The 26,200-nt window shown below is 71.5% G+C and carries 20 protein-coding genes; 7 read left to right on the top strand and 13 right to left on the bottom strand.

Going from position 1 to position 26,200, the window contains the following annotated elements; all coding sequences use genetic code 11:
• Positions 1–9: 9 nt before the first annotated feature.
• The 4 genes from IE153_RS03535 to IE153_RS03520 form a co-directional block, all read right to left on the bottom strand.
• Positions 10–753, bottom strand: coding sequence for an IclR family transcriptional regulator (locus IE153_RS03535; protein ID WP_189588278.1), 744 nt, complete (start codon positions 751–753; stop codon positions 10–12).
• Positions 750–2,120, bottom strand: a complete 1,371-nt coding sequence (locus IE153_RS03530) for an alpha/beta hydrolase family protein (RefSeq protein ID WP_229828684.1) — start codon at positions 2,118–2,120, stop codon at positions 750–752. The genes IE153_RS03535 and IE153_RS03530 overlap by 4 nt, the downstream gene beginning before the upstream one ends.
• Positions 2,117–3,463 (bottom strand): MFS transporter, encoded by a 1,347-nt coding sequence (locus tag IE153_RS03525; protein WP_189588276.1) that lies wholly within the window; start codon positions 3,461–3,463, stop codon positions 2,117–2,119. The genes IE153_RS03530 and IE153_RS03525 overlap by 4 nt, the downstream gene beginning before the upstream one ends.
• An 80-nt stretch (positions 3,464–3,543) precedes the next feature.
• Positions 3,544–3,969: a MarR family winged helix-turn-helix transcriptional regulator gene (locus IE153_RS03520; protein ID WP_308432133.1), complete on the bottom strand. Its 426-nt coding sequence runs from the start codon at positions 3,967–3,969 to the stop codon at positions 3,544–3,546.
• Between the two features lie 229 nt (positions 3,970–4,198).
• On the opposite strand from IE153_RS03520, the gene IE153_RS03515 reads away from it, so the two are divergent.
• Genes IE153_RS03515 through IE153_RS03500 form a run of 4 tightly spaced genes read left to right on the top strand, consistent with a single transcriptional unit; the run spans position 4,199 to position 7,980 of the window.
• Entirely contained in the window at positions 4,199–5,116 is a 918-nt protein-coding gene (locus IE153_RS03515; protein ID WP_189588274.1) for an SDR family NAD(P)-dependent oxidoreductase, read from the top strand.
• A gap of 11 nt (positions 5,117–5,127) precedes the next feature.
• On the top strand, positions 5,128–6,003 hold the full coding sequence (locus IE153_RS03510) for an amidohydrolase family protein (RefSeq protein ID WP_189588545.1): 876 nt from the start codon (positions 5,128–5,130) through the stop codon (positions 6,001–6,003).
• A gap of 10 nt (positions 6,004–6,013) precedes the next feature.
• Entirely contained in the window at positions 6,014–7,516 is a 1,503-nt protein-coding gene (locus IE153_RS03505) for an acyl-CoA synthetase (RefSeq protein ID WP_189588273.1), read from the top strand.
• 8 nt (positions 7,517–7,524) lie between these two features.
• Entirely contained in the window at positions 7,525–7,980 is a 456-nt protein-coding gene (locus IE153_RS03500; protein ID WP_189588272.1) for a MaoC family dehydratase, read from the top strand.
• Here IE153_RS03500 and IE153_RS03495 read toward each other — a convergent pair.
• From IE153_RS03495 to IE153_RS03455, 9 genes are all read right to left on the bottom strand, one after another.
• The gene (locus IE153_RS03495; RefSeq protein ID WP_189588271.1) at positions 7,971–8,798 is read right to left on the bottom strand and encodes a PaaX family transcriptional regulator; all 828 of its coding nucleotides are present in this window, start codon (positions 8,796–8,798) and stop codon (positions 7,971–7,973) included. The genes IE153_RS03500 and IE153_RS03495 overlap by 10 nt on opposite strands.
• A gap of 52 nt (positions 8,799–8,850) precedes the next feature.
• Positions 8,851–10,524, bottom strand: a complete 1,674-nt coding sequence (locus IE153_RS03490) for a histidinol-phosphatase (protein WP_189588270.1) — start codon at positions 10,522–10,524, stop codon at positions 8,851–8,853.
• Between the two features lie 11 nt (positions 10,525–10,535).
• Complete coding sequence (locus tag IE153_RS03485) at positions 10,536–12,362, bottom strand: LamG-like jellyroll fold domain-containing protein (RefSeq protein WP_189588269.1); 1,827 nt, start codon at positions 12,360–12,362, stop codon at positions 10,536–10,538.
• A gap of 34 nt (positions 12,363–12,396) precedes the next feature.
• On the bottom strand, positions 12,397–15,330 hold the full coding sequence (locus IE153_RS03480) for a glycoside hydrolase family 2 TIM barrel-domain containing protein (protein WP_189588268.1): 2,934 nt from the start codon (positions 15,328–15,330) through the stop codon (positions 12,397–12,399).
• Positions 15,327–16,205: an alkaline phosphatase family protein gene (locus IE153_RS03475; RefSeq protein ID WP_189588544.1), complete on the bottom strand. Its 879-nt coding sequence runs from the start codon at positions 16,203–16,205 to the stop codon at positions 15,327–15,329. Before IE153_RS03475 ends, IE153_RS03480 begins: the two co-directional genes overlap by 4 nt.
• A gap of 175 nt (positions 16,206–16,380) precedes the next feature.
• Entirely contained in the window at positions 16,381–17,229 is an 849-nt protein-coding gene (locus IE153_RS03470) for a carbohydrate ABC transporter permease (protein ID WP_189588267.1), read from the bottom strand.
• Positions 17,226–18,110 carry a carbohydrate ABC transporter permease gene (locus IE153_RS03465; protein ID WP_031111123.1) on the bottom strand — a complete coding sequence of 295 codons (885 nt, stop codon included), beginning with the start codon at positions 18,108–18,110 and terminating at the stop codon, positions 17,226–17,228. The genes IE153_RS03470 and IE153_RS03465 overlap by 4 nt, the downstream gene beginning before the upstream one ends.
• 124 nt (positions 18,111–18,234) lie before the next feature.
• On the bottom strand, positions 18,235–19,512 hold the full coding sequence (locus tag IE153_RS03460) for an ABC transporter substrate-binding protein (RefSeq protein WP_189588266.1): 1,278 nt from the start codon (positions 19,510–19,512) through the stop codon (positions 18,235–18,237).
• Complete coding sequence (locus IE153_RS03455) at positions 19,496–20,641, bottom strand: carbohydrate kinase family protein (RefSeq protein WP_189588265.1); 1,146 nt, start codon at positions 20,639–20,641, stop codon at positions 19,496–19,498. The genes IE153_RS03460 and IE153_RS03455 overlap by 17 nt, the downstream gene beginning before the upstream one ends.
• 149 nt (positions 20,642–20,790) lie before the next feature.
• On the opposite strand from IE153_RS03455, the gene IE153_RS03450 reads away from it, so the two are divergent.
• The 3 genes from IE153_RS03450 to IE153_RS03440 all read left to right on the top strand — a co-directional run bounded on the left by IE153_RS03450 (position 20,791) and on the right by IE153_RS03440 (position 26,199).
• The gene (locus IE153_RS03450; RefSeq protein WP_189588543.1) at positions 20,791–21,555 is read left to right on the top strand and encodes a DeoR/GlpR family DNA-binding transcription regulator; all 765 of its coding nucleotides are present in this window, start codon (positions 20,791–20,793) and stop codon (positions 21,553–21,555) included.
• Between the two features lie 190 nt (positions 21,556–21,745).
• Positions 21,746–23,086: a 6-phospho-beta-glucosidase gene (locus tag IE153_RS03445; RefSeq protein WP_189588264.1), complete on the top strand. Its 1,341-nt coding sequence runs from the start codon at positions 21,746–21,748 to the stop codon at positions 23,084–23,086.
• 71 nt (positions 23,087–23,157) lie between these two features.
• A complete protein-coding gene (locus tag IE153_RS03440; protein WP_189588263.1) occupies positions 23,158–26,199 on the top strand; it encodes an alpha-mannosidase in 3,042 nt (1,013 codons plus the stop codon).
• Position 26,200 lies beyond the last annotated feature (1 nt).

The raw sequence follows: 26,200 nt of genomic DNA, 5'->3' as shown, positions 1-26,200 counted from the left end.
CGGCACCGGTCAGGGCTGCCAGCCCAGCGCCCGCGAGATCCCGCGCGCCGCCACCCGCACCGCCGGGCCCAGCACCGGGACCTGGGCGTCCGCGTGGGGCACCACGATCGACACGGCGGCGGTCACCGTGCCGTCCGCGCCACGAACCGGCGCGGCCACCGACAGGGCGTCCTCCGTGACCTGACGGTCGCTCACCGCCACTCCCGACCTGCGCACTTCGGCCAGCACCCGCCGCAGCCGCTCCGGTTCGGTGATCGTGTACGGGGTGAAGGACGCGAGGTCGCCCTCGCAGTACTCCTTCTGGAACACCGGGTCGCCGTGGGCCAGCAGAGCGAGTCCGACCCCGGTGGCGTGCATCGGCCAGCGGGCGCCGACGCGGATGTGCACACCGACCGCCGACCGCCCCGACAGCCACTCGGTGTAGACGACGTCCCGCCCGTCGCGCACGGCAAGCTGCACGTTCTCGTGTGTCGCCTCGTACAGGTCCTCCAGGTACGGCAGCGCGATCTGCCGCAGGGCGAGGCCGCGCGGGGCCAGGGCGGCGAGTTCCCACAGCCGCAGCCCGACGTGGTAGACGCCGGACTCGTCCCGCTCCAGGGCGCCCCACTCGGTGAGCGCGCCCACCAGCCGGTGCGCCGTGGTCAGGCTCAGCCCGGCCCGCCGGCTGATGTCCGTCAGGCACAGCGCCGGATGCTCGTGGTCGAAGGCCGCGAGCACGGACAGCAGCCGATCGGGCGCGGTGGAGGCGGTCATGGCCGGGCGTCTCCCGGGTGAGCGAGATCGTAGGGGCGGGGGTAGTCGGCAGGCCGGTAGGGAACGTAGCGGGCCCCGGCCGTCGGGTCCTCCTGCTGCGCACGGGAGTTGAGCGCCCCGGCCGACACGTCCCAGTGGCCCGTGTCCAGGCGGTCTTCCAGGGCGTCCAGCGCGCCCAGCGTCTCGCCGGCGGTGAAGGTGCAGTGGCCGGGGCCGTCGACGTACGCCTGACGCAGGAGCCCCGCGGAGCCCCCGGCCGTGGCCGCCCGCCGGTAGGCGCTCTCGGCCTGCACCGGGATCAGCGCGTCACCCGTCGTGTGGATGTTCAGCTGGGGGTCGGTGAGCCGGCCCGACGGCACACTGGTCTTCCGCATCCACCCCACGGCCGACGGGTCCGCCGAGATCCGGGGTGCCCGGCCCAGGGCCGAGAGGTCGGTACGCAAGGACAGGCCCGCCTCCTTGTAGAGCTCCGTCACCTCTTTGTACAGCGGGGACCGGGCGAGCATGGCCCCGTAGTCGACGCCCGTGTTCCAGGACGGGTTGCCGCCCGCCCGGCTCTCGGCCTCCTGCCGCCAGCTGAAGGCGGGCCTCTGGATGAGACCTCGGACGGCGGCGAACTGGTTGGACTGCTGGGTCCCCCAGTCGGTGGGGCCCGGCTTCGTCTGCGAGGCGTCGTTGTAGCCGGGGATGTTGTGCAGGGCGGCTGCGAGGCCGATACGGGCCCGGCCAACGGGGGTCTGCTGGGCGGCGTCGACCTTCGTGGTGAGGCTCTTCGCGGCGGCGACCGCCTCGGCCTGGTCCGCGAACCCCGCGAGCCGGATGCCGGAGTCCGGGGCGAGCAGCGTACGCAGCGCGAACACCGGGTCCAGGGTGCTGTTCCAGTTGGCGACGCCGCCCTGCACCAGCCCGCACATCGACAGCGAGCCGTCGAAGCGGTCGGCGTGCCGCTCGGCGAGCATGGTGGTGACGAAGCCGCCGTACGAGGTGCCCCAGGCGAGTGTCCGCCGGGCCGATCCGAACTTCTCGGTGAACAGGTCCAGCGTGGCCAGCTGGTCGGGCACCGCCTCGGTGATCGCCCAGCCGTTCGTCGCGTAGGAGGAGCCGATCAGGGCGTAGCCCTCGGCCAGCAGCTTGTCCCGGGCGGCCGTACTCGGCGTGTTCTGGGCCTGCTTGGGGGAGCCCGCCGGGGCGTAGCCGTGGCTGTACAGCAGCACCGTGCCGTTCCAGGACGCGGGTACGTCCATCACGTACGCGGCGCCGGAAGGGAGTTCGCCCTCCAGGTGGGCGTCGGTGGCGTCGGCGGCCTGCGCGGGCAGCGCGGTTGCCACGGAGAGGCAGGTGGTCAGGAGAGCGAGGCGGATCCTCAACGCGGGGTTCCTTCCAGGGCGGGGGTGGCGGCGGGCGATTCGAGGGCGTCCGTGTGCGTCTCGCGCAGCCGCCACACGGTGACCGCGGTGATCGCGGCGCCCGCGCACAGCAGCAGTGACACCGGGGTGCTGCCGCCGCCGTAGGAGGCCAGGAGGCTGCCGGCGATCAGCGGGGAGAAGCCGGCGCCGATCAGGGTCGCGCCCTGGTAGCCGAGGGAGGCGCCGGTGTAGCGGACACGGGTGCCGAACATCTCGGTGAGCAGGGCGCCCAGCGGCCCGTACATCGTGGACTGGGCGACGCCGTGGCCGAGCGCCAGGGCGAGGATCAGCAGGCCGGGGGAACCGGAGTCGACCAGGGCCAGCACCGGGAAGGCGAGCGCCGCCGAACCGACGGCTCCGGCGAGGACGACGGGCCTGCGGCCGACGCGGTCCGACAGCGCGGACGCGCTGGGCAGCACGACGAGGGCCACGCAGGAGGCGACGGTGACGGCGGTCAGCACCTGTGGGCGGGTGTACCCCTCGTCGACGGCGTAGGAGATCATGAAGCTGGTCAGCAGGGACTGGGCGGTGAAGGCGCCGATGCCGACACAGGCGGCCAGCAGCACGGGCTTCGGGCGGCGCAGCACCTCCACGATCGGCGGCCGGTCCACCGGCTCCCGCTTCACCTGTGCGAACAGCGGGCTCTCGGCGACCTTCAGACGCACGAACAGGCCGACGCCGAGCAGCACGATGCTGAGCAGGAACGGCACCCGCCAGCCCCAGGAGCGGAACTCGTCGTCCGGCAGGGTGGCGACGAGGGTGACCACACCGGCCGACAGCACGGAGCCGAGCGGGGCGCCGAGCTGGGTGAAGCTGGACCACAGGCCGCGCCGGGAGCCCCGCGCGTGCTCGGCGTGCTCGACGACCATCAGCATCGCGCCGCCCCACTCGCCGCCGATGGCGATGCCCTGCACCACGCGCAGGGCGACGAGCAGCACCGGGGCCCAGACGCCGATCGCGTCGTAGGTCGGCAGCAGGCCGATGAGGAAGCTGCCGGAGCCCATCAGCACCATGGTCAGCAGCAGCATCGACTTGCGGCCCAGCCGGTCGCCGAAGTGCCCGAAGAGGATGCCGCCGAGCGGCCGGGCGAGATAGCCGGCGGCGAAGGTGCCGAACGCGGCGATGGTGCCGACCGCCGGGTCGGCCCGCGGGAAGAACAGTTCGCCGAAGACGAGTGCGGCGACGGTGCCGTAGACGAGGAAGTCGTAGAACTCGACAGTCGTGCCGAGCAGGCCGGACACGGCGACGCGGCGCAACTGCCGTGAATCGGAGGAGGGTTGGGGAACGGACGGGGATGGCTGCACGGTGGGCTCCCTGGGGACGGGGCGCGGTTGGTCCGTGAAGTTATGCATCTATCGTGCAGCCGTCAATCATTTGCACAACATCAGTTCAGGCCGTCCTCCGCGATCCGCAGCAGCAGCGCGTGCAGGGACTCCCGTTCGGCCGGGTCCAGCGGGCCCAGCAGTTCGCCGGTCACGCGCAGGCCGGCCTCGTCGGTGTCGCGCAGGAAGTCGCGGCCGCTGTCGGTCAGCACGACGATCCGGCTGCGACGGTCGTCCGGGGAGGGGCGGCGCTCGGCGAAGCCCAGCTTCTCCAGGTCGTCGACCAGGCCGACGATCGCGCTCGGGTCGTAGCCGAGCCGCGTGCTCAGTTCGCGCTGCAGGGCGCCGTCGGTGCCGGCGAGGAAGCGCAGCACCGCGTAGTGGCGCAGGCGCAGGCCCGACTCCTGGAGGCAGGCGTTGAAGAGCTGTCCCGAGCGCAGGCCCAGGCGGTACAGCAGGTAGCCCGTGTCGGCGTGCAGGCCGCGCATCCACGGCTCGTGGGCGTCGATGGGCTTCGCGGTGACGTTCTCGCGTGTGATGGCGGGCTCCCTGTGCTCGGTGCTGCTTCCTGCTGATTCCAGCATCCCGCACCCACAGGTCGGCAACAACTATTGACGTCAACAATTATTGCTCTTAGCTTCGATCTCGCAGTCGAACCCGTGTGACCCGCGTCGAATCCGTGTGACGCGCAGTGAAACCGCGTGAAGGGACCCGCTCGTGCCCAGCATCGATCTCTCCGGCAAGGTCGCCGTCGTCACCGGCAGCGGTCGCGGCCTCGGCCTCGCCTATGCCCACGCCCTGGCCGCCCACGGCGCGTCCGTGGTCGTCAACGACGTCGACGAGGCGGTGGCCGAGGCGGCCGTGAAGTCCATCGTGGAAGCGGGCGGCAGGGCCGTCGCCGAGGTCGTCCCGGTCGGCACCTCCGAGGCCGCCGAGCGGCTGGTGAACCGCGCGGTCGAGGAGTTCGGCCGGCTCGACGTGCTCGTCACCAACGCGGGCATCCTGCGCGACAAGGTCCTGTGGAAGATGACCGACGAGGACTTCGACGCGGTGATCACCACCCACCTCAAGGGCACCTTCACCTGCGCCCGCGCCGCCGCTGTGCGGATGCGCGAGCAGGGCGAGGGCGGCTCGCTGATCCTGGTCGGCTCCCCGGCCGGCCAGCGCGGCAACTTCGGCCAGACGAACTACGCCGCGGCCAAGGCCGGCATCGCGGCGATGGCCCGTACCTGGTCGATGGAGCTGGGCCGCGCCGGCATCACGGTCAACGCGATCGTGCCGGTCGCGGCCACCGCGATGACCGAGACCATCCCGGCCTTCGCCCCGTACATCGAGGCCATGAGGAGCGGCGAGCCGCTCCCGGACTTCCTGCGCAAGGGGGAGGGCTTCGGCACCCCCGAGGACTGCGCCGCCCTCGTCCCGTTCCTCGCCTCCGAGGCCGCCCGGGGCGTCACCGGCCAGGCCATCGGCATCGGCGGCGACAAGGTGGCACTCTGGTCGCATCCGCAGGAGATCAGGGCGGCCTACGCCGACGGCGGCTGGACCCCCGACACGCTGGCCGACGCCTGGCCCACCTCGGTCGGTGCCGAGCCCCAGTCGGTCGGCATCCCGGCGCCGAAGTTCCCGGAGGCGTGATGGACCGCTCGATGAACGTCGACGACCTGGTCGCGATCGACGTCCACACCCACGCCGAGGTCTCCTCCAAGGGCCACTCCTCCCTCGACGAGGACCTGCACGACGCCTCCTCGGCGTACTTCAAGGTCGAGGGCAAGCGAAAGCCCACCCTGGAGGAGACGGCCGCGTACTACCGCGAGCGGAACATGGCCGCCGTGATCTTCACGGTCGACGCCGAGTCCGCGACCGGCACCCCGCCCGTCCCCAACGAGGAGGTCGCCGAGGCGGCCGCCGCCAACGCCGACGTCCTCATCCCCTTCGCCTCCGTCGACCCCTTCCGGGGGAAGGCGGGAGTGAAGCAGGCCCGCCGCCTGGTCGAGGAGTACGGGGTGAAGGGCTTCAAGTTCCACCCCAGCATCCAGGGCTTCTTCCCCAACGACCGCGCGGTGGCGTACGACCTGTACGAGGTGATCGAGGAGACCGGCGCCATCGCCCTCTTCCACACCGGCCAGACGGGCATCGGCGCCGGAGTCCCCGGCGGGGGCGGGATCAGGCTGAAGTACTCCAACCCCCTCCACGTGGACGACGTGGCGGCCGACTTCCCGCACCTGAAGATCATCCTGGCGCACCCGTCCTTCCCCTGGCAGGACGAGGCCCTGGCCGTCGCGACGCACAAGCCGGGCGTGCACATCGACCTGTCCGGCTGGTCGCCGAAGTACTTCCCGCCGCAGCTCGTGCAGTACGCGAACACGCTGCTGAAGGACAAGGTGCTCTTCGGTTCCGACTTCCCCGTCCTCACCCCCGACCGCTGGCTCGCCGACTTCGGCAAGCTGACGATCAAGGACGAGGTCCGGCCGAAGATCCTCAAGGAGAACGCGGCCCGCCTGCTCGGGCTGACGAAACCGTAAGGGGCGTGACATGCGCAACGAGGGACTGGGGTCATGGCCCGCACGCCGGGCCCGCAAGACCCCGCACCGCACCGCCCTGATCCACGGCGAGTCGGCCACCGACTACGGCGCCCTCCACACCCGCACCACCCGACTGGCCCACGCCCTGCGCGCCCGGGGCGTGCGCCGCGGCGACCGCATCGCCTACCTCGGCCCGAACCACCCCTCCTACCTGGAGACGCTGTTCGCGGCCGGCACGCTCGGCGCGGTCTTCGTCCCGCTCAACATCCGCCTCGCCGGCCCCGAGATCGCCTACCAGCTCGCCGACTCCGGCGCCCGGGCCCTCGTCTACGGCCCGTCCTACGCCGGTCTGGTCGCCGGCCTGCCCGGCAGCACGGACGTCCGCGTCTACCTGGAGGTCGGCGGCGAGTACGAGGCGGCCGTCGCCGAGGCGCCCGCGGAGCCGATCGACGAACCGGTCGGCGCCGACGACACCTGCATCATCATGTACACCTCGGGCACGACCGGCCGCCCCAAGGGCGCCATGCTCACCCACGGCAACCTCACCTGGAACGCGGTCAACGTCCTCGTCGACACCGACCTGATCGCCGACGAACGCGCCCTGGTCTCCGCCCCGCTGTTCCACACGGCGGGCCTGAACATGCTGACCCTGCCGGTCCTGCTCAAGGGCGGCACCTGCGTCCTGGTCGACGCCTTCGACGCGGACGCCACCCTCGACCTCGTCGAACGCCACCGCATCACCTTCATGTTCGGCGTGCCGACGATGTTCGACCAGGTGGCCCGCCACCCGCGCTGGCCGGACGCGGACCTCTCCTCGCTGCGCATCCTCACCTGCGGCGGCTCCCCGGTCCCCACCCCGCTGATCGAGGCGTACCAGGAGCGCGGCCTGACCTTCCTCCAGGGCTACGGCATGACCGAGGCCGCTCCCGGCACGCTCTTCATCGACGCCGAACACGCCGTCGCCAAGGCGGGATCCGCGGGCGTGCCGCACTTCTTCAGCGACGTCCGCGTCGTACGGCCGGACCTGTCGCCGGTCGCCACCGGCGAGGTGGGCGAGGTCGTGGTGCGCGGCCCGCACGTCATGCCCGGCTACTGGGGGCTGCCCGAGGAGACGGCCGCCTCCTTCGCGGACGGCTGGTTCCGCAGCGGGGACGCCGCCCAGGTCGACGAGGACGGCTACGTCCACATCGTCGACCGCATCAAGGACATGATCATCTCGGGCGGCGAGAACATCTACCCCGCCGAGATCGAGGACCGGCTCCTCGCCCACCCCGACATCGTCGAGTGCGCGGTGATCGGGGTGCCGGACGACAAGTGGGGCGAGGTGCCCCGCGCGGTCGTCGTGCCCCGCGAGGGCGCCGCCCTCGACCCCGACGAGGTGCTCGCCTCCCTCGCGGGCAGCCTCGCCAAGTACAAGATCCCGAAGTCGGTGGTCCTCGCGGACGAACTCCCGCGCACCGCCTCCGGAAAGCTCCTCAAGTCCCGCGTCCGTACCCGCTACGGCAAGAGTTAAGGATCCGCATGAGCATCACCGTCAACGGCCTCGACGAACTCAAGAAGCTCGCCGGCAGCGACCTCGGCACCAGCGACTGGATCGAGGTGACGCAGGAGCGCATCGACACCTTCGCCGACGCCACGGGCGACCACCAGTGGATCCACGTGGACCCCGAGCGCGCGAAGGAGGGCCCCTTCGGCGCCCCCATCGCGCACGGCTACCTCACGCTCTCCCTCTTCATCCCCCTGTTCACCGAGCTGCTGGACGTCCAGGGCGTGACGACGAAGGTCAACTACGGCCTCAACAAGGTGCGTTTCCCCTCACCGGTCAAGGTCGGCTCCCGCATCCGCCTGACGGCGAAGCTCGCCGAGGTCGAGGAGGTGCCGGGCGGTGTGCAGATCACCGTCGAGGGTGCCATCGAGATCGAGGGCGCCACCAAGCCGGCCGCGGTGCTGCAGAGCCTGTCGCGGTTCTACGCCTGAGGCCGCGCCGGCACCAGGTCCAGAAGGCGTTCCGAGGCCTCGTGGGCGAGCGGTGAGAGCCGTTCGTGCACGGTCCGGAACGTCTTCTCGGCCTGTTCCGCCGGCCAGTCGTCCGGAAGGTGCCCGACGGGCAGCCGTGGGTCGCGCCGGACGATCTGCAGCCACTCCGTCTGCAGGCGCAGGCGCAGCACGAGGGCGTCGCCGGCGTCCGGCAGGGCGTCCTCCCAGGGCTGCCAGCGCCCCACGAACCCCTGGTAGTGCCCGGCCAGGTCGGACAGCTCCCAGGTCTCCTCGATCATCTGGCCGATGTCCGTGCCGGTGTCCGCGTGCGCCCGGAACACCTTCACATGGGCGGACAGGCCGAGCTCGGCCACCAGGGCCGACACGTCGACCTCGCCGGGGGCGATCCACAGGCCGTTGAACAGCGGGCCGAAACCGCTCCAGGTCAGCTGGGAACGCAGGTCGTGGCGCCGGCGCTGCCAGGACTCCGGCAGGGAGAAGCCGAGCAGCGTCCAGGTGCCGTCCCAGTGCCGGTTGACGGCGCCCGTCTGCCAGATGCGCTGCTCGCCGTCGCGCAGCACCGCCTCCGAGCGTTCGGTCAGCCCGAAGTACATGCGGCGGCCCTCGCGCTGCCGGCGCAGCAGGTCACGGCCCACCATGCGGCTCAGCGTGGAGCGCGTGGCCTGCTCGCCGATCCCGGCGCGGGCGAACACGTCGATGACGCTGCCCGAGTACACGCACACGTCGCGGCCGAGCACCTGGTCGCCCAGGAACGTCAGCATGAGGGACTGGGGCCGCAGCGACTCTTCACCGGTCACGCGGCCCACCGTACCTCCGCCGGATCACTCCGTGACCTGCTGGGACCCGGAGTCAGGAACCCCCGACATCGACGAACACGGGGTTGGAATAGAACCACGTGTCCGCCCACGGGTCACCGTTCCCGGGCTCGTGCGGGATCGGCCCGTTCGGGTCGACGGAGGCACCGAGGTACCCCGCGCCATGGCGGTTGCCGTCACTGCCGCGCAGCCGGACGTAGAAGGACTCGTCCCCGGCGGTGAGGGGGATGCGCAGCGTGTACGTCCCCTTGCGGCCGGCCACGTCCTTCGTCTGTACGACCCTGGTGTCCGGCGCCCGCCAGCTGTCCCGGTCGGCCACCGGACCGCGCACCGCGCCCCGGATCACGTCCACGTGCGCCAACTCGGGCAGGATCCCCTGGGGGTTGGGCCGGGAGGCGCTTGTGACGGTGACGTACAGCGTGATCCGCTCACCCTTGCGGACCCGCAGCCTGCCGCCCAGCGTGACACCGCGCCCGGCGTCGCAGTCCCGCTTCAGCCGGACGTCGAGCCCGTCGAGCAGGTGCCCGTGGTCCAGCCAGACACGGCCCGCGCGCAGGCCCGCCATCACCGACCGGTAGCCGTAGCGGGTCACCCCGACGTGGGTGCGGCTGAACTCGCCCGGCCAGAAGTCGCTGCCGGGCTGCGGGGTGTCGGTGTTCACCGGGTCGGGGAGCCTGCCGGTGTTGTCGAAGTTCTGCCCGGCCGGCCAGTCGCCGTTCTTCCAGGTGTCGAAGACCGTGCGGTGGTTGTCGGAGTTGGTGGTGACCGAGTACAGGCTGCCCTCGGCCAGCATCGAGTCCCACAGCCCGCCGACCGTCGCGGTAGCCCAGTCGAAGCCGCCGTACGTCACGTACGCCTCGGGCGGATACCCCGGCCAGGACTGCGCCGAGGGCTTGTTCTCGTACTCGCCGCGAATGGACGTGCTGCCCCGCCAGCCGGGGAGCGCCGCGCCCTGGGCGCCCGGCGCGCCCTCCATGCCGATCATGATCTCGGGGGCCGCATCCCGCCAGGCGCGCATCTCGTGCGGCGAGTCGATGCCGAGGCGCAGCGGGTGGTTGGCGATGACGAGGACGTCGTCGACATATCCCGAACGGCGTTGCTGCGCGAGCCACTCGATCGCCCTGACCGCGTGCGCCTCGTTGCGGGCGGTGTCGGCCGCACCGGCGGAGCCCTCGGTGTAGCCGAGCAGCTTGCCGTCGTAGGCCAGCTCGAACTGCGTGAGCAGATCGGTCTCGTGGGGGCCGGGGGCCGCGAAGACCGTGCAGTGCTCGGCGGCCGGGATGTACCACTCCAGGCCCTGGAAGATCAGCTGGCGCGGGTTCCGGGCACGCGCCTTGACGATCTCGGCGTGCTCCAACTCGGCCCCGTAGTACGCGTGCCCGAAGTTGGAGTGCTCGTTGAACACCATCCAGTCCAGGCCGTACTCGGCGCCTGCCCGTGCCAGCTGGGAGAACGTGTACTTGGCATCGTGGCTGTAGACGGAGTGCACATGGTGGTCGCCGACCAGGTAGGCCAGGCGCGGGTCCTCGCCGCCGAAGCCCCGCTTCTCGGCGGAGGCGAAAGCGGGGGTGGCGGCGGACCCGAGGGCGAACGCGGCGCCGAACAGGCCCGCGCGGCGCAGGAGTCCACGCCGCGACACGCCCTGGGCGTCGAGGTCGGCGGGGGAGACGGAGGGGTCCGCCCAGGAGGGGAGCTGCTGCTCGGTCATGGTGATCCCAGTCAGTGAGTCATGAAGGACGAGACGGGCAGTGCCCGGGCGGCGATCCGGACGTCGCCGAGGCGGCCGTGGAAGATCTGGTCGATCTTGTCGGCGTAGGTGTAGCCGCCCAGCAGCCACGGCCCTCCCACCGAGGTGATCCCGACGGAGGGCGCTTTCGGGTTGCGGAGCACCGGGCAGCCCTCGACGTAGAGCGTGGTGTGCCTGCCGTCGTTGACGACCGCGAGGTGCCACCAGGTCTCCAGCGGCGTCTCCTGGCCCCAGTTGGTGGCGATGCCCTGCTGGTCGAGCGGCCGCATCGCCCACTGCGGCTCACGGTCGTTGGACAGGGACAGTGTGGCCAGCGGCTCGTCCGGGTCGTCGGCGGTCTTTCCGGCGGCGCCGCCCGTGCCCGTGCGGGAGACCAGACCCGACCAGGCGTTGTGGTCCGGGTCCCAGTCGGCGGGCAGCCGGTAGAACGCCTCGATGGTGTAACCGTCCCCGAACGTCGCCGCGTTGAGCGGGGCGCCGTCGACCGTCCTCAGATACGCGCCCTTCAACGGGGACTTGAAGCCCTGGAACTCCAGGCTGCCGTGGCCCGGCTGGTCGGGGTGGTGGTCGGCCGACCAGCCCAGCGCGCCGCCGCCGACGGTGACCGGGGAGAGGTCGTTGCCCCGCCCGGACAGGTCGCGGACCCTCCCGTCCACGGGCTTCTCGAAACGCCAGTACGCCACCGTGCCCGGCAGCAGCATCGTCGAGACGGGCCGAGCCGGCCGTGCGGGTACGGGCGCGAAGCCGGAGAAGCGTTTCTGGAAGTCGATCTCGACGGAGAAGCGGTCGGCGTCGCCGCTCAGCTCCATCTCCTGCCGCTCCAGCTCGTTGAGCCCCTTCGCCGCCCGGCCCAGGATCCACGGCGAGAGCGTCTCCACGTCGATCACGCCGCGGTCCAGGTCGAACCGGTAGAGGCGGATCATCGCCGCGCCGCCGAAGTAGCGGTTCTGGTAGTTCGTCAGATGCAGATGGACGTCGTGCCCGGCCGCGTTCTTCCGGGTCGCGCGGGCGGCGGGCCAGTAGTGCCCGCCCAGGGCCAGGAAGATCTGGTCGTGGTCCTCGATCAGCTGGTCCCACAGCTGCTGCCCGTAGTCCGACAACGTGTCGTCCTCGACGACCAGTTCGTGCGTCGTGAGGATCACCGGCGTCTTCGGGTGCTTCGCCAGTACGCCCTTGGCCCACGCGTAACCCTGCGGCGACAGCCGCCAGTCCAGGGCGAGCACCAGCCACTCCCGGCCGCCCGCCTCGAACCGGTGGAAGGAGTTGTAGCCGTCCGGGGAGGCCCCGCCGAACGTCCGCTGCTCCTCGAACCGCCGCGGCCCGAAGGCGTCCAGGTACGGGGTGCTGCCGCGCTGGTCGGTCGTCGACGACTTCACGTCGTGGTTGCCGGCCAGGACGCTGTAGCCGACGCCCCGCCGGTCCAGCAGCCGGAACGCCTCACCTATCGCGGCGAACTCCTCCTTCGCGCCGTTCTGCGTGAGGTCACCGAGGTGGGACAGGAAGACGATGTTCTCCTCCCGGCCGTGCTCCAGCAGGTAGCGCAGCGAGGCCTCGACCGGCGCCTTGTCGATGCTCGGCCCGTCGAAGAGGTACTGCGTGTCCGGCATCACCGCGAGCGTGAAGCGGCGGCTGCGCGGGTCGGGGCGCCACGACGAGGCCGCCGCCTGGGCGGTGGCGGCGGGCAGCGCGGTCACCGCCGCCGCGGTCGCGCCGAGCAGCGCCGTCGCGCGAAGGAAACCGCGTCGTCCGGCACCGGCCTGGGGCGCCTCGCCCAGGTCGTGGTCATGCGAAGTGCACACGGGTGCTCCATGAGGTGACTGAGAGGGGAGGAACTCAGAGAACGCGCAGGGTCCAGCTCCAGCGGTGGACGCCTGCCGCGACGAGGTAGGAAGCGAAGGTGTCGGGCCCGCAGGAGGCCGTGCCCAGTCCGCGGTGCGCCGCGTCGATGTGCACCACGCACCCGGCCCGCGGCACCAGTTCGTCATGGTGCGCGACGGCGGCGAGATCGGCCGCGCGATGCCGGGTCACGGAGACCTGGCGGGCCCGGTCCAGCCGCACCGCGAGGCCGGTGGCGTCGGGTGCGGACAGCGTGAACCGCCGTACGCCGTGCCGCCCGCCGCTCTCCTGCGGCCGCAGATAGGGCGTGAACAGCTCGTCGACCGGAAGGCGGTGGTGACCGACGGGCGCGCCCGCGGCCCGGTCCGGATACGACTCCCAGGGGCCCTGCCCGAACCACTCCAGCAGGTTCAGCCCGGCGACCGTCTCGAACACGGTCCCCACCCGGGCCACGTCGTGCAGCGCCTCGGGCAGTTCGGCGCTCTCGTCGACGATCAGCCCGCCGTCCACGGCCGTGATCACCTGCTCGTGCCGGACGGTCCCGCCCGCGCAGCGGTAGTCGGACACCACGGCGACCCGGCCGGGAGACCGCCGTACGGAGACGACCTCGCGGATGGGCGCCTCCAGCCCCCAGTCCCGCCAGCGGTCCGCCATGCCGCCCAGTGCGTCGTTGTCGGTCGGCGCCCGCCACAGCGACAGGGTGGGCGCGGCCGTCAGCAGCGGATGGACCAGCAGTCCGTCCTCGCCGACCTCGACCGTGCCGTCCGGGACCCGGGTGTGCGCCGGCGGGAGCGCTGCCCGCAGCCGGACCTGCGGCAGGCACACCACCGTGCCGCGCGGTGCCCACGGCTCGTCCCCGGCCGTCGTGACCCGCAGGGTCAGCCACGCCTCGCCGCCGTCCTCCGGCACCGCGAACGGCAGCGGCACCGCGGCCGTCTCGCCGGGCCGCAGAGCGGGCAGTTCAGCGGGCGCCGTCAGGGTGTCGCCGTCGGCGAGGGACAGCTCCCACTCGCCGGACAGCCACTCCAGGCCCCGGAAGTGCTGGTGGTTGCCCAGGACGACGCCCTCGTGCCGGAAGGCCTCGATCCGCACCGGCGCGGCGATCTCGCGGTGCTCGAACATCACCGGCTTGGGGGTGCGGTCGGGAAAGACGACCCCGTCGGCGATGAAGGCGCCGTCGTGGTCCGTCTCGCCGAAGTCGCCGCCGTACGCCCAGCGGTGCCCGGGCGCGGCGACACCGTTGTCGTAGAGCCCGGCGCCCCCACGCCCGGCCGGTCTGCCGTCGTTCACACGCTGGAGGATGCCGTGGTCCCAGAACTCCCAGATGAACCCGCCCTGAAGACCCGGGGTGGCCTCGATGGCCGCCCAATGGTCCGCCAGCGTGCCGTTGCTGTTGCCCATGGCGTGCGAGTACTCGCACTGGACGAGCGGCTTGGTCTGCGTGCCGGACAGGGCGTGCGCGAGGCACTCCTCCAGCGGGGCGTACATCGGGCAGGCGATGTCCGAGGCCAGGTCCGGATCGGCCCAGCCGCGCTTGGCCGCGCCCTCGTACTGCACCGGCCGGGTCGGGTCGTGCCGACGCACCCACCCCGCCGCCGCGTCGTGGTTCGCGCCGTAGTCGGACTCGTTGCCCAGCGACCAGATGATCACGGACGGGTGGTTCTTGTCCCGCAGCACCATCCGCGCGACCCGGTCCACGAACGCGCCCAGGTAGCGCGGGTCGTCGGCGATCTCGTGCGCGTGGTCGTGGGACTCGATGTCGGCCTCGTCGACCACGTAGAAGCCGAGCTCGTCGGCCAGGTCGTACAGCGCCGGGTCGTTCGGGTAGTGCGCGGTGCGGATCGCGTTGAAACCGAACCGCTTCAGCAGGACGAGGTCCGCGCGCATGTCGTCGTAGGTCACCGTCCGCCCGGTCAGCGGGTGGAAGTCGTGCCGGTTGACGCCGCGGATGAACACCCGCTCCCCGTTGACCAGCAGATCCCTGCCGTCGATCTCGACGTCGCGGAAGCCGACGCGGTGCCGGGAGGTGTCGGCGACCGTGCCGTCGGCGCGGTGGAGGCGGACGGTCAGGCCGTACAACTCGGGCGTCTCGGCGGTCCAGGTGCGCACGTCCGGTACGGCGGTACGCAGCCGTGCCTCCCCGAGGAAGTCGGAGACGCGCTCGTCCTCGGCGTTGGCCCGGTCGAACGCCGTGTCCTGCGCGAGCAGCTGCCCGTCCAGCTCCCCGCTGACGTACCAGCCCCCGGGCAGCGCCCCGCCCGCGTCCCGCACCCGGCACTCCACCAGCAGGTCGCCGTTTCGCCGGGCCCGCACGGTCACGTCCGCGAGATGCAGGGGGTCGACGGCGTACAGCAGCACCGAGCGGGTGATCCCGCCGTGCCACCACTGGTCCTGGTCCTCGATGTGCGAGGCGTCCGACCACTTGACCACGGTCAGGCGCACGGTGGCCCGCTCCCCGGGGCGCACCAGGCCCGTCAGGTCGAACTCGGCGGCCAGGTGCGCGTCCTTGGAGATCCCGACGGGCAGCCCGTCCACATGCACCAGCAGCACGCTCTCGGCCGCCCCGACCTGGAGGACGATCCGCCGCCCGGCCCACTCGGCCGGCACGTCCACACCACGCTCGTACACCCCGGTCGGGTTGGCGGTGGGCACGTCCGGCGGGAACTCGGCGAACGGCATGCGGATGTTCAGGTACTGCGGGAGGTCGCGGGTGCCCTGCATGGTCCACACCCCGGGGACGTGCGACGACGACCAGACCTCCCCGAGCGGGGCGTCCGGCGCGGGCAGCAGCTGGAAGCGCCAGTCGCCGTCGAGCGGGACGGCTCCGGAGCGCCGGTCGACGGCGTTCATCGGCAGCCGGCCCCAGGAGGTCACCTCGGGGGCCTCCCAGGGGCGCAGGGCTGTCAGGGGATCGAGGGGTGCGTCGTTCATGACCATTCCGAAGTCGGTGCGGTGGGCCCGGGCAGAACACGGCCCTGCAGACCCCAGGCGGGGTCCACGGGGATGCCGAGACGGTCCAGGACGGTGGGGGCGATGTCGACGAGGCGGGGTGTGTCGAGCCGGGTGCCTGCGGGCCGGGCGGGTCCGCCCGGTTCGGCGAGGACGACGAAGACCTCCCGCTCGGCGCGGGAGTCACCACCGTGGCCACCGGAGTCGAGGTGTCCGTGGTCCGTGGTGACCAGCACGGTCCAGTGCTCCTCGGCGCGGCCGGGGTCCGACGCCCGGGCGCCGATCGCCGCGAGCAGCCGCCCGAGGTGGCCGTCCTGGGCGAGGAGGGCCCGGTCGTAGGCGGGGGAGAGGGGGCCCGTGTCGTGACCGGCCTCGTCGGTGGCGCCGAAGTACACGAACACCACGTCCGGGTCGGACGTGGTGAGCCAGCGCAGGGCGGTGCGGGCGACGCGGCGGTCCGCGGTCTCGTAGCCCCTGGATTCGCCGTTGTGGCGCACCCGTCGACCGATGGTCCGGCCGAGGGTGCCGCGGCGGACCAGGGCCGGCCAGGACACCGCGGCCACCGTCCGCAGACCGGGCCGGGCGCGGGCGGCGCGGGTCAGGAAGTCGGGGTAGCGGGCGTAGTCGGCGCCTTTGAAATCGTTGCCGGTGACCCCGTGGCGGTCGGGCCACACCCCGGTGAGGACGCTCGACCAGCCGGGGCCGGAGTCGGTGTAGGCCGTGCCGGTCGAGGGCTCGTCGTCCGCTCGGCCGTAGGGCAGCAGGCTCGTGCCGACGGCGCCTGTGGCCATCAGGGCGTGCAGGACCGGGGCGTGGGCGGGCGAGCGGGTCAGGCGGTCGTAGCGCAGGCCGTCCATGCCGACGAGGAGGACCTTGGGGCGTGGGGCCTCGGTGTTGACGTCCGTCACTGGGGTGCCCTTCTCTGTGACTGCTAGGAGCTCGGGACCGACCGCCGGTTCCTGGCTGCGCGCCCGCGGTGGCTGGTCGCGCGGTTCCCCGCGCCCCTCAAGGGGCGCCACCCTTCGGTGCGCCTCAACTCCCCTGCACCGCCCCCTCCGTGGCCCCCGCGATGAACCCGCGGGCGAAGATCGTGAAGACCACGACCAGCGGCACGGACGCCATGAGGACACCGGCCATGACCATGCTGTAGTCGGTGGTGTGGCCGACGTGGAGCTGGGCCAGGGCCACCTGGAGGGTGAGGTGGGTGGGGTCGTTGAGCACGACCAGCGGCCAGATGTAGTCGTTCCAGGCGCCTACGAAGGCGTAGATGGCGAGGAAGGACAGCGCGGGCTTGATCATCGGCAGCACGATGTTCCAGTACTGGCGGAGGAACCCCGCGCCGTCGATGCGCGCGGCGTCGAGGAGTTCGTCCGGCACGCCGTTCTCTATGTACTGGCGCAGCCAGAAGATGCCGAAGGCGTTGGCGAGGGCGGGCAGGACGAGCGCCTTGAGCGTGCCGACCCAGCCGATGTCGGACATGAGGATGAACTGCGGGAGCACGGCCAGCTGGAGCGGCAGCATCATGAACCCCACCAGCAGGGCGAACAGCGTCTTGCGGCCGGGGAAGTCGAACTTGGCGAACACGAACGCGGCCAGGGAGTCGACGAACAGGACCAGGACGGTCGTGACGGTCGCGACGACGAGCGTGTTCAGCATCGACCCGAAGAAGTCGATGGTGTCCAGCACGTGCCGGACGTTCTCCAGCAGGTGGGAGCCGAAGCTCAGCTTCGGCGGGCTCTTGTAGATGTCCTCGGTGGTGTTCGTCGCCATGACGATCGTCCACACGAACGGGAAGACCGAGACCAGCACGGCCAGGACGAGGACGATGTGCGCGGTCAGGCCCTTGGGACGCCGGGATCGCCTGGGGACCACTGCGGTCATGACTTCCTCCCGCGCTGGACCAGACGCCAGTTGACGACGACCAGCACCATGATCAGTACGAAGAAGGCCCACACGATGGCCGCGCCGTAACCGTAGTCGTTGTTGACGAAGGCCGACTGGTAGAAGTACAGCAGCGTGGTCAGGCCCGCTTGCCCTGGGCCGCCGAGGTTCGGGTTGGCGGCGTTGCTGCCGAACAGGACCTGGGGTTCGCTGAAGCTCTGCAGGCCGTTGATGGTCGAGATGATGACGGTGAACAGGATGATCGGCCGCATGATCGGCATGGTGATCTGGAAGAACGTGCGGATCGGCCCGGCGCCGTCCAGCCTGGCCGCCTCGTAGATCTGGGTGGGGATGGCCTGGAGGCCGGCCAGGTAGATGATCATGTTGTAGCCGGTCCACATCCAGGTCATCAGCAGCGCGATGACCAGCTTGATCAGCCACGGATTGCTCAGCCATGGGACGGGCGAGATCCCGACCGTGCCCAGGATCGCGTTGACCAGGCCGAAGTTGTTGCTGAACACCGCGCCGAAGAAGATCGACACGGCGACGATCGAGGTGACGTTCGGTACGTACAGGGCGATGCGGTAGAAGCCCTTGAAGCGGCGCACCGAGTGCAGCAGCGTCGCCAGCACCAGGGCGCCGAACAGCGTGGGGACGGTGGACAGCACCCAGATCACCAGGGTGTTGCGGATCGACAGCCAGAAGACCGGGTCGTCCCACAGGAAGCGGAACTGCTGCAGCCCCACGAACTGCACGCTGCCCAGGCCGTCCCACCGCTGGAAGGCGAGGTACAGCGAGTAGAAGACCGGGAAGAACGAGAAGACGCCGAAGATCAGGAAGAAGGGCGAGATCGCGAGGTACTGCCGCCAGTGGGACAGCACACCGCGACGCCCTGGCCGCACGGCACCGGCGGGCGGCGTGCGCCGCGGGCGGAAGCGGGCCGGGCCGGGTCCGCCGTGGTGCCGGGGCACCGCGACGGAACCGGTGACCGGAGGTGAGGACACCTCAGTTCACCCCCTGGCGGCGGGCGATCTGCTTGGCCTGACCGACCGCGTCCTTCCAGGCGTCCTCGGGCTTCTTGCCCTTGGCCTCGATGCTGGACAGCTCGGTCATGAAAGGCGCCATGACGGCGGCGTCGGCGGGTGCCTCGTAGCTGGACGGGATGGCCTTGGCGGCCGGACCGAAGACCTCGATGATCTTCTGTCCGCCGAAGAACGGGTCACCGCCGGTCATGGCCGGCATGGAGTAGGCCGCCGGTGCGGCGGGGAAGATCGCTGCGTCGGTGAAGCCGCGGGCGTCGTTCTCCGGGCTGAGGATCCAGCTGATGATCTTGAACGCCTCTTCGGGGTTCCGGCACTGCCTGGGCAGGGCCAGGTAGGAACCGCCCTGGTTGGCCGGTCCGCCGGGCATCGCGCAGACCCGCCACTTGCCCTTGGTCTTCGGGGCCGCCTGCTCGATGTCCAGGGCGTGCCAGGCGGCACCGAGTTCGGTGGTCAGGGTCTTGCCGACGGCGGCGTTCCAGGTGTTGTCGTTGATCTTGGCGTCGAGACCGAGGGTGTAGGGGCGGACCGCCGTGGTCCACGCCTTGCGGATGTGGTCCTGGTCGCCGATGAAGTGGTTGTCCTTGTCGATGAACCGCTCGGTGCCCTGCCCGACCGCCATGGTGAAGACCGAGCCGATGTTGTTGACCAGGTAGGTGCCCGGCACCTTCCTGCGCAGCTCCGTGCCGAGCGCGAAGTACTCCTCCCAGGTTCCGGCCCGGGCGGCGACCTTGTCGGGGTCGGTGGGCAGCCCCGCCTTGTCGAAGAGGTCCGCCCGGTAGAAGAGCGCGGTGGGGCCGATGTCGATCGGGAAGCCGATCTGCTTGCCGTCCTCGGTCCGGGCGAGCTTGGTCTTCCAGTCCAGGTACTGGGACGCGATCTTCTTGAAGCCCAGGTCGTTCAGGTCGAGGAAGCGGCCCGCGTTGGGCAGGAAAGACGCCATGTCCTCGCCCTTGATGCCGGTGATGTCGGGCACGGAGGCGCCGGCGGCGAGCGTGGTGGTGAGCTTCTGCTTGAAGTCGCCGCCTATGGAGGCGGCGGTGAGCTTCACCTGGCCGCTGAAGTGCGTCTTCGCCTCGGCGACGACCTTGTCGCTGAGTGCGCCTCCCCAGTACCACAAGGTGAGGTTCTTGCCGTTCTTGCCGCCGGTCGATCCCGAGCCGCCGCCGCAGGCGGCGGTCAGACCGGAGGCGGCCGCGGTCAGCGCGGCGGCCTGGAGGAAGCCTCTACGAGAAAGGTCCACGGGTCACTCCTGTTGTTCCTGTTCGACGTGCGGAGGGGTGCAGTGGGGGAGGGGAAGGGAGCGGGGGAGAGAGTCGGTGCCGCCCTGTTCCGGAGGCGTGGGGACCGGAGGGGGTGGGAGGGCTCGGCGGGGTGACGGGGGCGTGGTGCGGGGGCGGCCCGGGGTCGGCCGGGATGCGGTCGGCGAGGAACCCGTAGGCGCGTCGCAGTCCGGGGTCGGTCCGGGAGCGCCACCAGCGTGCGACGCCGTACCAGCCGGGAGCCGCGAGGGCACCGCCGTGGTGGCGGACGGACAGCCCGGCCGCGAGCACCGCGAACCGCAGCCGCTCCGCCAGCGGCCAGCCGCCGAGGGAGGCCGCCACGAAGCTCGCGCCGAAGACGTCCCCGGCGCCCGTCGCGTCCAGGACGTCGGTGTCCAGGGCCGGGACCTCGGCGTACTCGCCGGTGATCTGGTCGACCGCGAGGGCGCCGTCCCCGCCCCGCGTCACCACGGCGACCGGCACCAGCTCGGAGAGGATGCCGAGCGCGGCCACCGCGCTGTCGGTGCGGGTGTAGGCCATCGCCTCGGTCTCGTTCGGGAGGAAGGCGTGGCACAGGGACAGTTGCTCCAGCAGGGCCGTCGGCCACTCCTGGGTGGGGTCCCAGCCGACGTCGGCGTAGATCTGCGTGCCGTTGGCGGCGGCCTTGGCGAGCCATTCGCGTGGCTCGGCCTCGAGGTGCACCAGGGCGGTCCGCGCGTCGGGCGGGTCGCCCATCAGCGCGTCCTGCGAGTACGGCGGCTCCTGTCCGTGGGTGAGCAGGGCCCGGTCGTGGCCGTACGCGACGGAGACGGTGACCGGGGTCGGCCAGCCGTCCGCGGTACGCGAGAGCGAGAGGTCGACGCCCTCCTGGTCGCGCAGGACCTCGCGGCAGTGCGCGCCGTAGAAGTCGTCGCCGAACACCGTGGCCAGGGAGGTCCTGAGGCCGAAGCGGGAGGCGGCCACGGCGAGGTTCGCGATGCCGCCCGGGCCGCAGCCCATGCCCCCGGTCCAGATCTCCTCGCCCGGGGTGGGCGGCTTGCCGAGGCCCGTGAGGACGAGGTCGTAGAAGAGCAGCCCCGTCAGCAGCACATCGGGCCGGTCATCGTCCACGGATGTGTCCTCTCGCTCACGGCTTCGACGGAGATCGTCAAAACTCGTCATTTCTCTGGCCGGAATCGTGCGCCGCCCAGAGAGATTGGTCAATACCCGAGCAGAACTGAGCATAGAAATGATTGAAGATGACGAGTAGTGTTCCGGCCGTGCTGGCAGAACGACGACACCAACTCATCCTGCGGGCCCTGCGCGCCGGCGGGCCCGCGGCCGTGACCGACCTCTCGGAGCAACTGGGGGTGAGTCCCGCCACCATCAGGCGTGACCTGGTCAAACTGGAAGAAGACGGACTGCTCACGCGTGTGCACGGCGGCGCCGTCGTGGAGGAGGGCGACCAGCCCTTCGCCGAGGTCGCCGAGGTGCGCGTCAACGAGAAGGACGCCATAGCCGAACGCGCCGCCGCGATGGTCAAGGACGGCGAGTCGGTGCTGCTGGACATCGGGACGACGGCCTACCGGCTGGCCCGGCAGCTGCACGGCCGCCGGCTCACCGTGATCACCAGCAACCTGGTGGTCTACGAGGAACTCGCCGACGACGAGGGCATCGAGCTGGTCCTGCTCGGCGGCATGGTTCGCCGCGAGTACCGCTCCCTGGTCGGCTTCCTCACCGAGGACAACCTGCGCCAGCTGCACGCCGACTGGCTCTTCCTGGGCACCAGCGGCGTACGGCCCGGCGGGCAGGTCATGGACACGACGGTCGTGGAAGTGCCGGTCAAGCGCGCCATGATCAACGCCGGCGAGAAGGTGGTGCTGCTCGCCGACGCGGCGAAGTTCCCCGGGCACGGCATGGCGAAGGTCTGCGGGCCCGAGGAGCTGGACGCGGTGGTGACCAACGAGCCCGTCGACGCGGCGACGCGGGCCTCCTTTCAGGAGGCGGGCGTCGAGGTCGTCGTCGTGGGAAAGGTGCAGATGTGAACCCATTCCCGGCCGAAGCGGGCGGACTCCCGGCCCAGGCGGCCCCGCCCTTCGGTGAACAGCAAGGTCGCACGCCCCCGACACCGGCCGGGCCGCAACCGGCCCGGGGCCGTGAAGCGAGTTCAAGAAGGCGGCACGTGCCCGGTTCTCACGACGTGCCGCGCACAGCCTGCCGAATCGGAGGAACGCGGTGAAGCTGACGATTCTGGGCGGCGGAGGATTCCGCGTGCCGCTGGTGTACGGAGCACTCCTCCGGGACCACGCCGAGGGCCGGGTGACCCGTGTCGTCCTGCACGACCTGGACGCCGGGCGGCTCTCGGCGGTGACACGTGTCCTCGCCGAGCAGGCGGCCGACGTCCCCGACGCCCCCGAGGTGAGCGCCACCACCGACCTCGACGAGGCCCTGCGCGGCGCCGACTTCGTGTTCTCCGCGATCCGCGTCGGCGGCCTGGAGGGACGCGCGAACGACGAACGTGTGGCCCTGGCCGAGGGCGTGCTGGGCCAGGAGACGGTGGGCGCGGGCGGCATCGCCTACGGCCTGCGCACCGTCCCGGTCGCCGTCGACATCGCGCGGCGGGTGGCCCGGCTCGCCCCCGACGCCTGGGTCATCAACTTCACCAACCCGGCCGGCCTGGTCACCGAGGCCATGTCCCGCCACCTCGGCGACCGCGTCATCGGCATCTGCGACTCCCCGGTCGGCCTCGGCCGCCGCATCGCCCGGGTGCTCGGCGTGGAGAACCCGGGCGAGGCGTGGATCGACTACGTCGGCCTCAACCACCTCGGCTGGGTGCGCGGCCTGCGCGTCGCGGGCCGTGACGAACTGCCGCGGCTGCTTGCCGACCCCGACCTGCTCGGCTCGTTCGAGGAAGGCAAGCTCTTCGGCCCGGACTGGCTCCAGTCTCTCGGCGCGATCCCCAACGAATACCTGCACTACTACTACTTCAACCGCGAGGCCGTACGGGCCTACCAGCAGGCCGAGAAGACCCGCGGCGCCTTCCTGCACGACCAGCAGGCCCGCTTCTACGCCGAGATGAAGAACCCGCACGCCCCCGCCCTCACGGTCTGGGACCGCACCCGCGCCGAGCGCGAGGCCACGTACATGGCCGAGAACCGGGAGACCGCGGGCGCCGGCGAACGCGACGAGGACGACCTGTCCGGCGGCTACGAGAAGGTGGCCCTCGCCCTGATGCGGGCGATCGCCCGGGACGAGCGCACCACCCTGATCCTCAACGTCCGCAATCGGCGCACGCTGTCGGTCCTGGACACGGAGGCCGTCATCGAGGTCCCCTGCCTCGTCGACGCCAACGGCGCCCACCCCGTCACCGTCGACCCGCTGCCCGGCCACGCCACGGGCCTGGTCTGCGCGGTCAAGGCGGTCGAGCGCGAGGTGCTGGCCACGGCCGACTCCGGCTCCCGCGCGACGGCCGTGAAGGCCTTCGCCCTGCATCCGCTCGTCGACTCCGTCAACGTGGCCCGCAGGCTGGTCGAGGGCTACACCGAGGTCCACCCCGGGCTGGCGTACCTTAGGTGAACGCCGATCGGTAAGCGCTTTCCCCCACCGCTTCCCGCCTGCTCGCTCTTCCCGCTTCCTGGAGACATCCCATGCACGACGAAAGCCGCCGCATCGAGGAGCGCGTGCAGCGCCTTCACGACCAGCGCATCAAGACCGCCGTCTACGCGGCCACCGTCCCCTTCGAGGTGGAGGCCTGGCAGGCCCCGGGGGAGCCGGTCCCGTTCGAGGAGGCCGCCGCCGCGTCCTACGAGCCGTTCTCGATGGGCACCCCGTGGGGCCCGCCCTGGGGCACCACCTGGTTCCGCATGCGCGGGCAGGTGCCCGCCGAGTGGGCCGGCAGGCGCGTCGAGGCCGTCATCGACCTCGGCTTCGTCGGCGACTGGCCCGGCAACCAGGCCGAGGCCCTCGTCCACCTCACGGACGGCACCCCGCTGAAGGCCGTCAACCCGCTCAACCAGTACGTGGCGATCGCCAACCCCGCGCAGGGCGGCGAGAGCGTCGACTACCTGGTCGAGGCCGCCTCCAACCCGGACATCCTGGCGGACAACTTCTCGAAGACAACACCCCTCGGCGACAAGCTCACCGCGGGCGACAAGCCCCTCTACACCTTCCGCGCCGCCGACATCGCCATCCTCGACGAGGAGGTCTGGCACCTCGACCTCGACGTGCAGGTGCTGCGCGAGCTGATGCTGGAGCTCGGCGAGCACGACCCGCGCCGTCACGAGATCGCCCACGCCCTCGACCGGGCGATGGACCTGCTCGACCTGGACGACGTCTCCGGCTCGGCCGCCGCGGTCCGCGAGGCCCTGAAGCCGGCGCTGTCCAGGCCCGCGCACGCCAGCGCGCACACGATCTCCGGCGTCGGCCACGCCCACATCGACTCCGCCTGGCTCTGGCCCATCCGCGAGACCAAGCGCAAGACCTCCCGCACCTTCTCGAACGTCACCTCGCTCGCCGACGAGTACGACGACTTCATCTTCGCCTGCTCCCAGGCCCAGCAGTACGAGTGGGTCCGCGACAACTACCCCAAGGTCTGGGCCCGCATCCAGGCGTCGGTCAAGAACGGCCAGTGGGCGCCCGTCGGCGGCATGTGGGTCGAGTCCGACGGCAACCTGCCCGGCGGCGAGGCCGTCGCCCGCCAGTTCGTCCACGGCAAGCGGTTCTTCATGGACCACTTCGGCATCGAGACCAAGGGCGTGTGGCTGCCGGACTCCTTCGGCTACAACGCGGCCTATCCGCAGATCGCCAAGCTCGCCGGGAACGAGTGGTTCCTCACCCAGAAGATCTCCTGGAACCAGACCAACAAGTTCCCCCACCACACCTTCTGGTGGGAGGGCATCGACGGCACCCGCATCTTCACCCACTTCCCGCCGGTCGACACCTACAACGCCCGCTTCAGCGGCGAGGAGATGTCCCGCGCGGTCCGCAACTACTCGGAGAAGGGCGGCGCCTCCCGCTCCCTGGCCCCCTTCGGCTGGGGCGACGGCGGCGGCGGCCCCACCCGCGAGATCATGGAACGGGCCCGCCGGCTGGCCGACCTGGAGGGCTCCGCGAAGGTCGTCGTCGAACACCCCGACGAGTTCTTCGCCAAGGCCCGCGAGGAGTACCCGGACGCGCCCGTGTGGGTCGGCGAGCTCTACCTGGAGCTGCACCGCGCCACCTACACCTCCCAGGCCCGCACCAAGCAGGGCAACCGCCGCTCCGAGCACCTCCTGCGCGAGGCCGAACTCTGGGCGACCACGGCCGCGCTGCACGCGCCGGACTACAGCTACCCGCACGAGAAGCTGGACCGGCTGTGGAAGACGGTGCTGCTGCACCAGTTCCACGACATCCTGCCCGGCTCCTCCATCGCCTGGGTGCACCGTGAGGCCGAGGCCGAGTACGCCCGCGTCGCCCGGGAACTGCACGCCCTGACCGCCGAGGCGGTGGCCGCACTGGGCGCCGGGGCGCCCCGCGCCTTCAACACCAGCCCTTACGACCGCGCCGAAGTGGTCCGCTCCGCCGACGGCACACCGGTGTACGTGGAGGTGCCCGCCAGCGGCTCCGCGCCCCTGGCCGACACCGCACCCCCGCAGCCGGTCGCGGTGGACGGCCTGGTCCTCGACAACGGACTGGTCCGCGTGCAGGTGGCCGAGGACGGCACCCTCTCCTCGGTCCGTGACCTGCGCGCCGGCCGCGAGGTGCTCGCCGAGCCGGGCAACCTGCTCCGCCTGCACACGGACCTGCCCAACTACTGGGACGCCTGGGACATCGACAAGCACTACAAGAACCGCTACACGGACCTCCTGGACGCCTCGTCCGTCACGGTCGTCGAGCAGGACCCGCTGGTCGGCGCGATCCGCGTCGAGCGGTCCTTCGGCAACGGTTCCACGATCACCCAGACGATCACCGTCCGCGCCGGCAGCCCCCGCATCGACATCGAGACGGACATCGACTGGCACGAGACCGAGAAGATCCTCAAGGCGGCCTTCCCCGTCGACATCCGCGCCCCGCACTCCTCCGCCGAGATCCAGTTCGGCCACATCCAGCGCCCCACCCACACCAACACCAGCTGGGAGTCGGCCCGCTTCGAGGTCTCCGGCCACCGCTGGGTGCACCTCGCCGAGCCCGGCTACGGCGTCGCCGTCATCAACGACTCGACCTACGGCCACGACGTCTCCCGCACCGTCCGTGACGACGGCGGCACCACGACCACCGTCCGCCTCAGCCTGGTCCGCGCCCCGCGCATCCCGGACCCCGAGGCCGACCAGGGCCGCCACCGCTTCACCTACGCGCTGCTGCCCGGCGCGACCATCGAGGACGCCGTCGCCGAGGGCTACTCCCTCAACCTGCCGCTCCGGGTGGCCGACGCGGCCGGCGCCCCCGAGCCGGTCGTCTCGGCCGAGGGCGAGGGCGTGACCGTGGAGGCGGTCAAGCTCGCCGACGACGCCTCCGGCGATGTCGTCGTACGGCTCTACGAGTCCCGCGGCGGCCGGGCCACCGGCACCCTGCGCACCGGGTTCCCGCTCGCCGGCGCCCAGATCACCGACCTGCTGGAGCGTCCGCTCCAGGACGCGGAGATCACCGACGGCGCCGTCGCCGTCGCGCTGCGGCCCTTCCAGATCCTCACCCTGCGCCTGCGAAGGGGCTGAC

It is taken from the genome of Streptomyces massasporeus (assembly GCF_014648995.1).
In the GTDB taxonomy this organism is placed as follows: domain Bacteria; phylum Actinomycetota; class Actinomycetes; order Streptomycetales; family Streptomycetaceae; genus Streptomyces; species Streptomyces massasporeus.
This window is presented reverse-complemented; position numbering and strand designations above follow the sequence as displayed.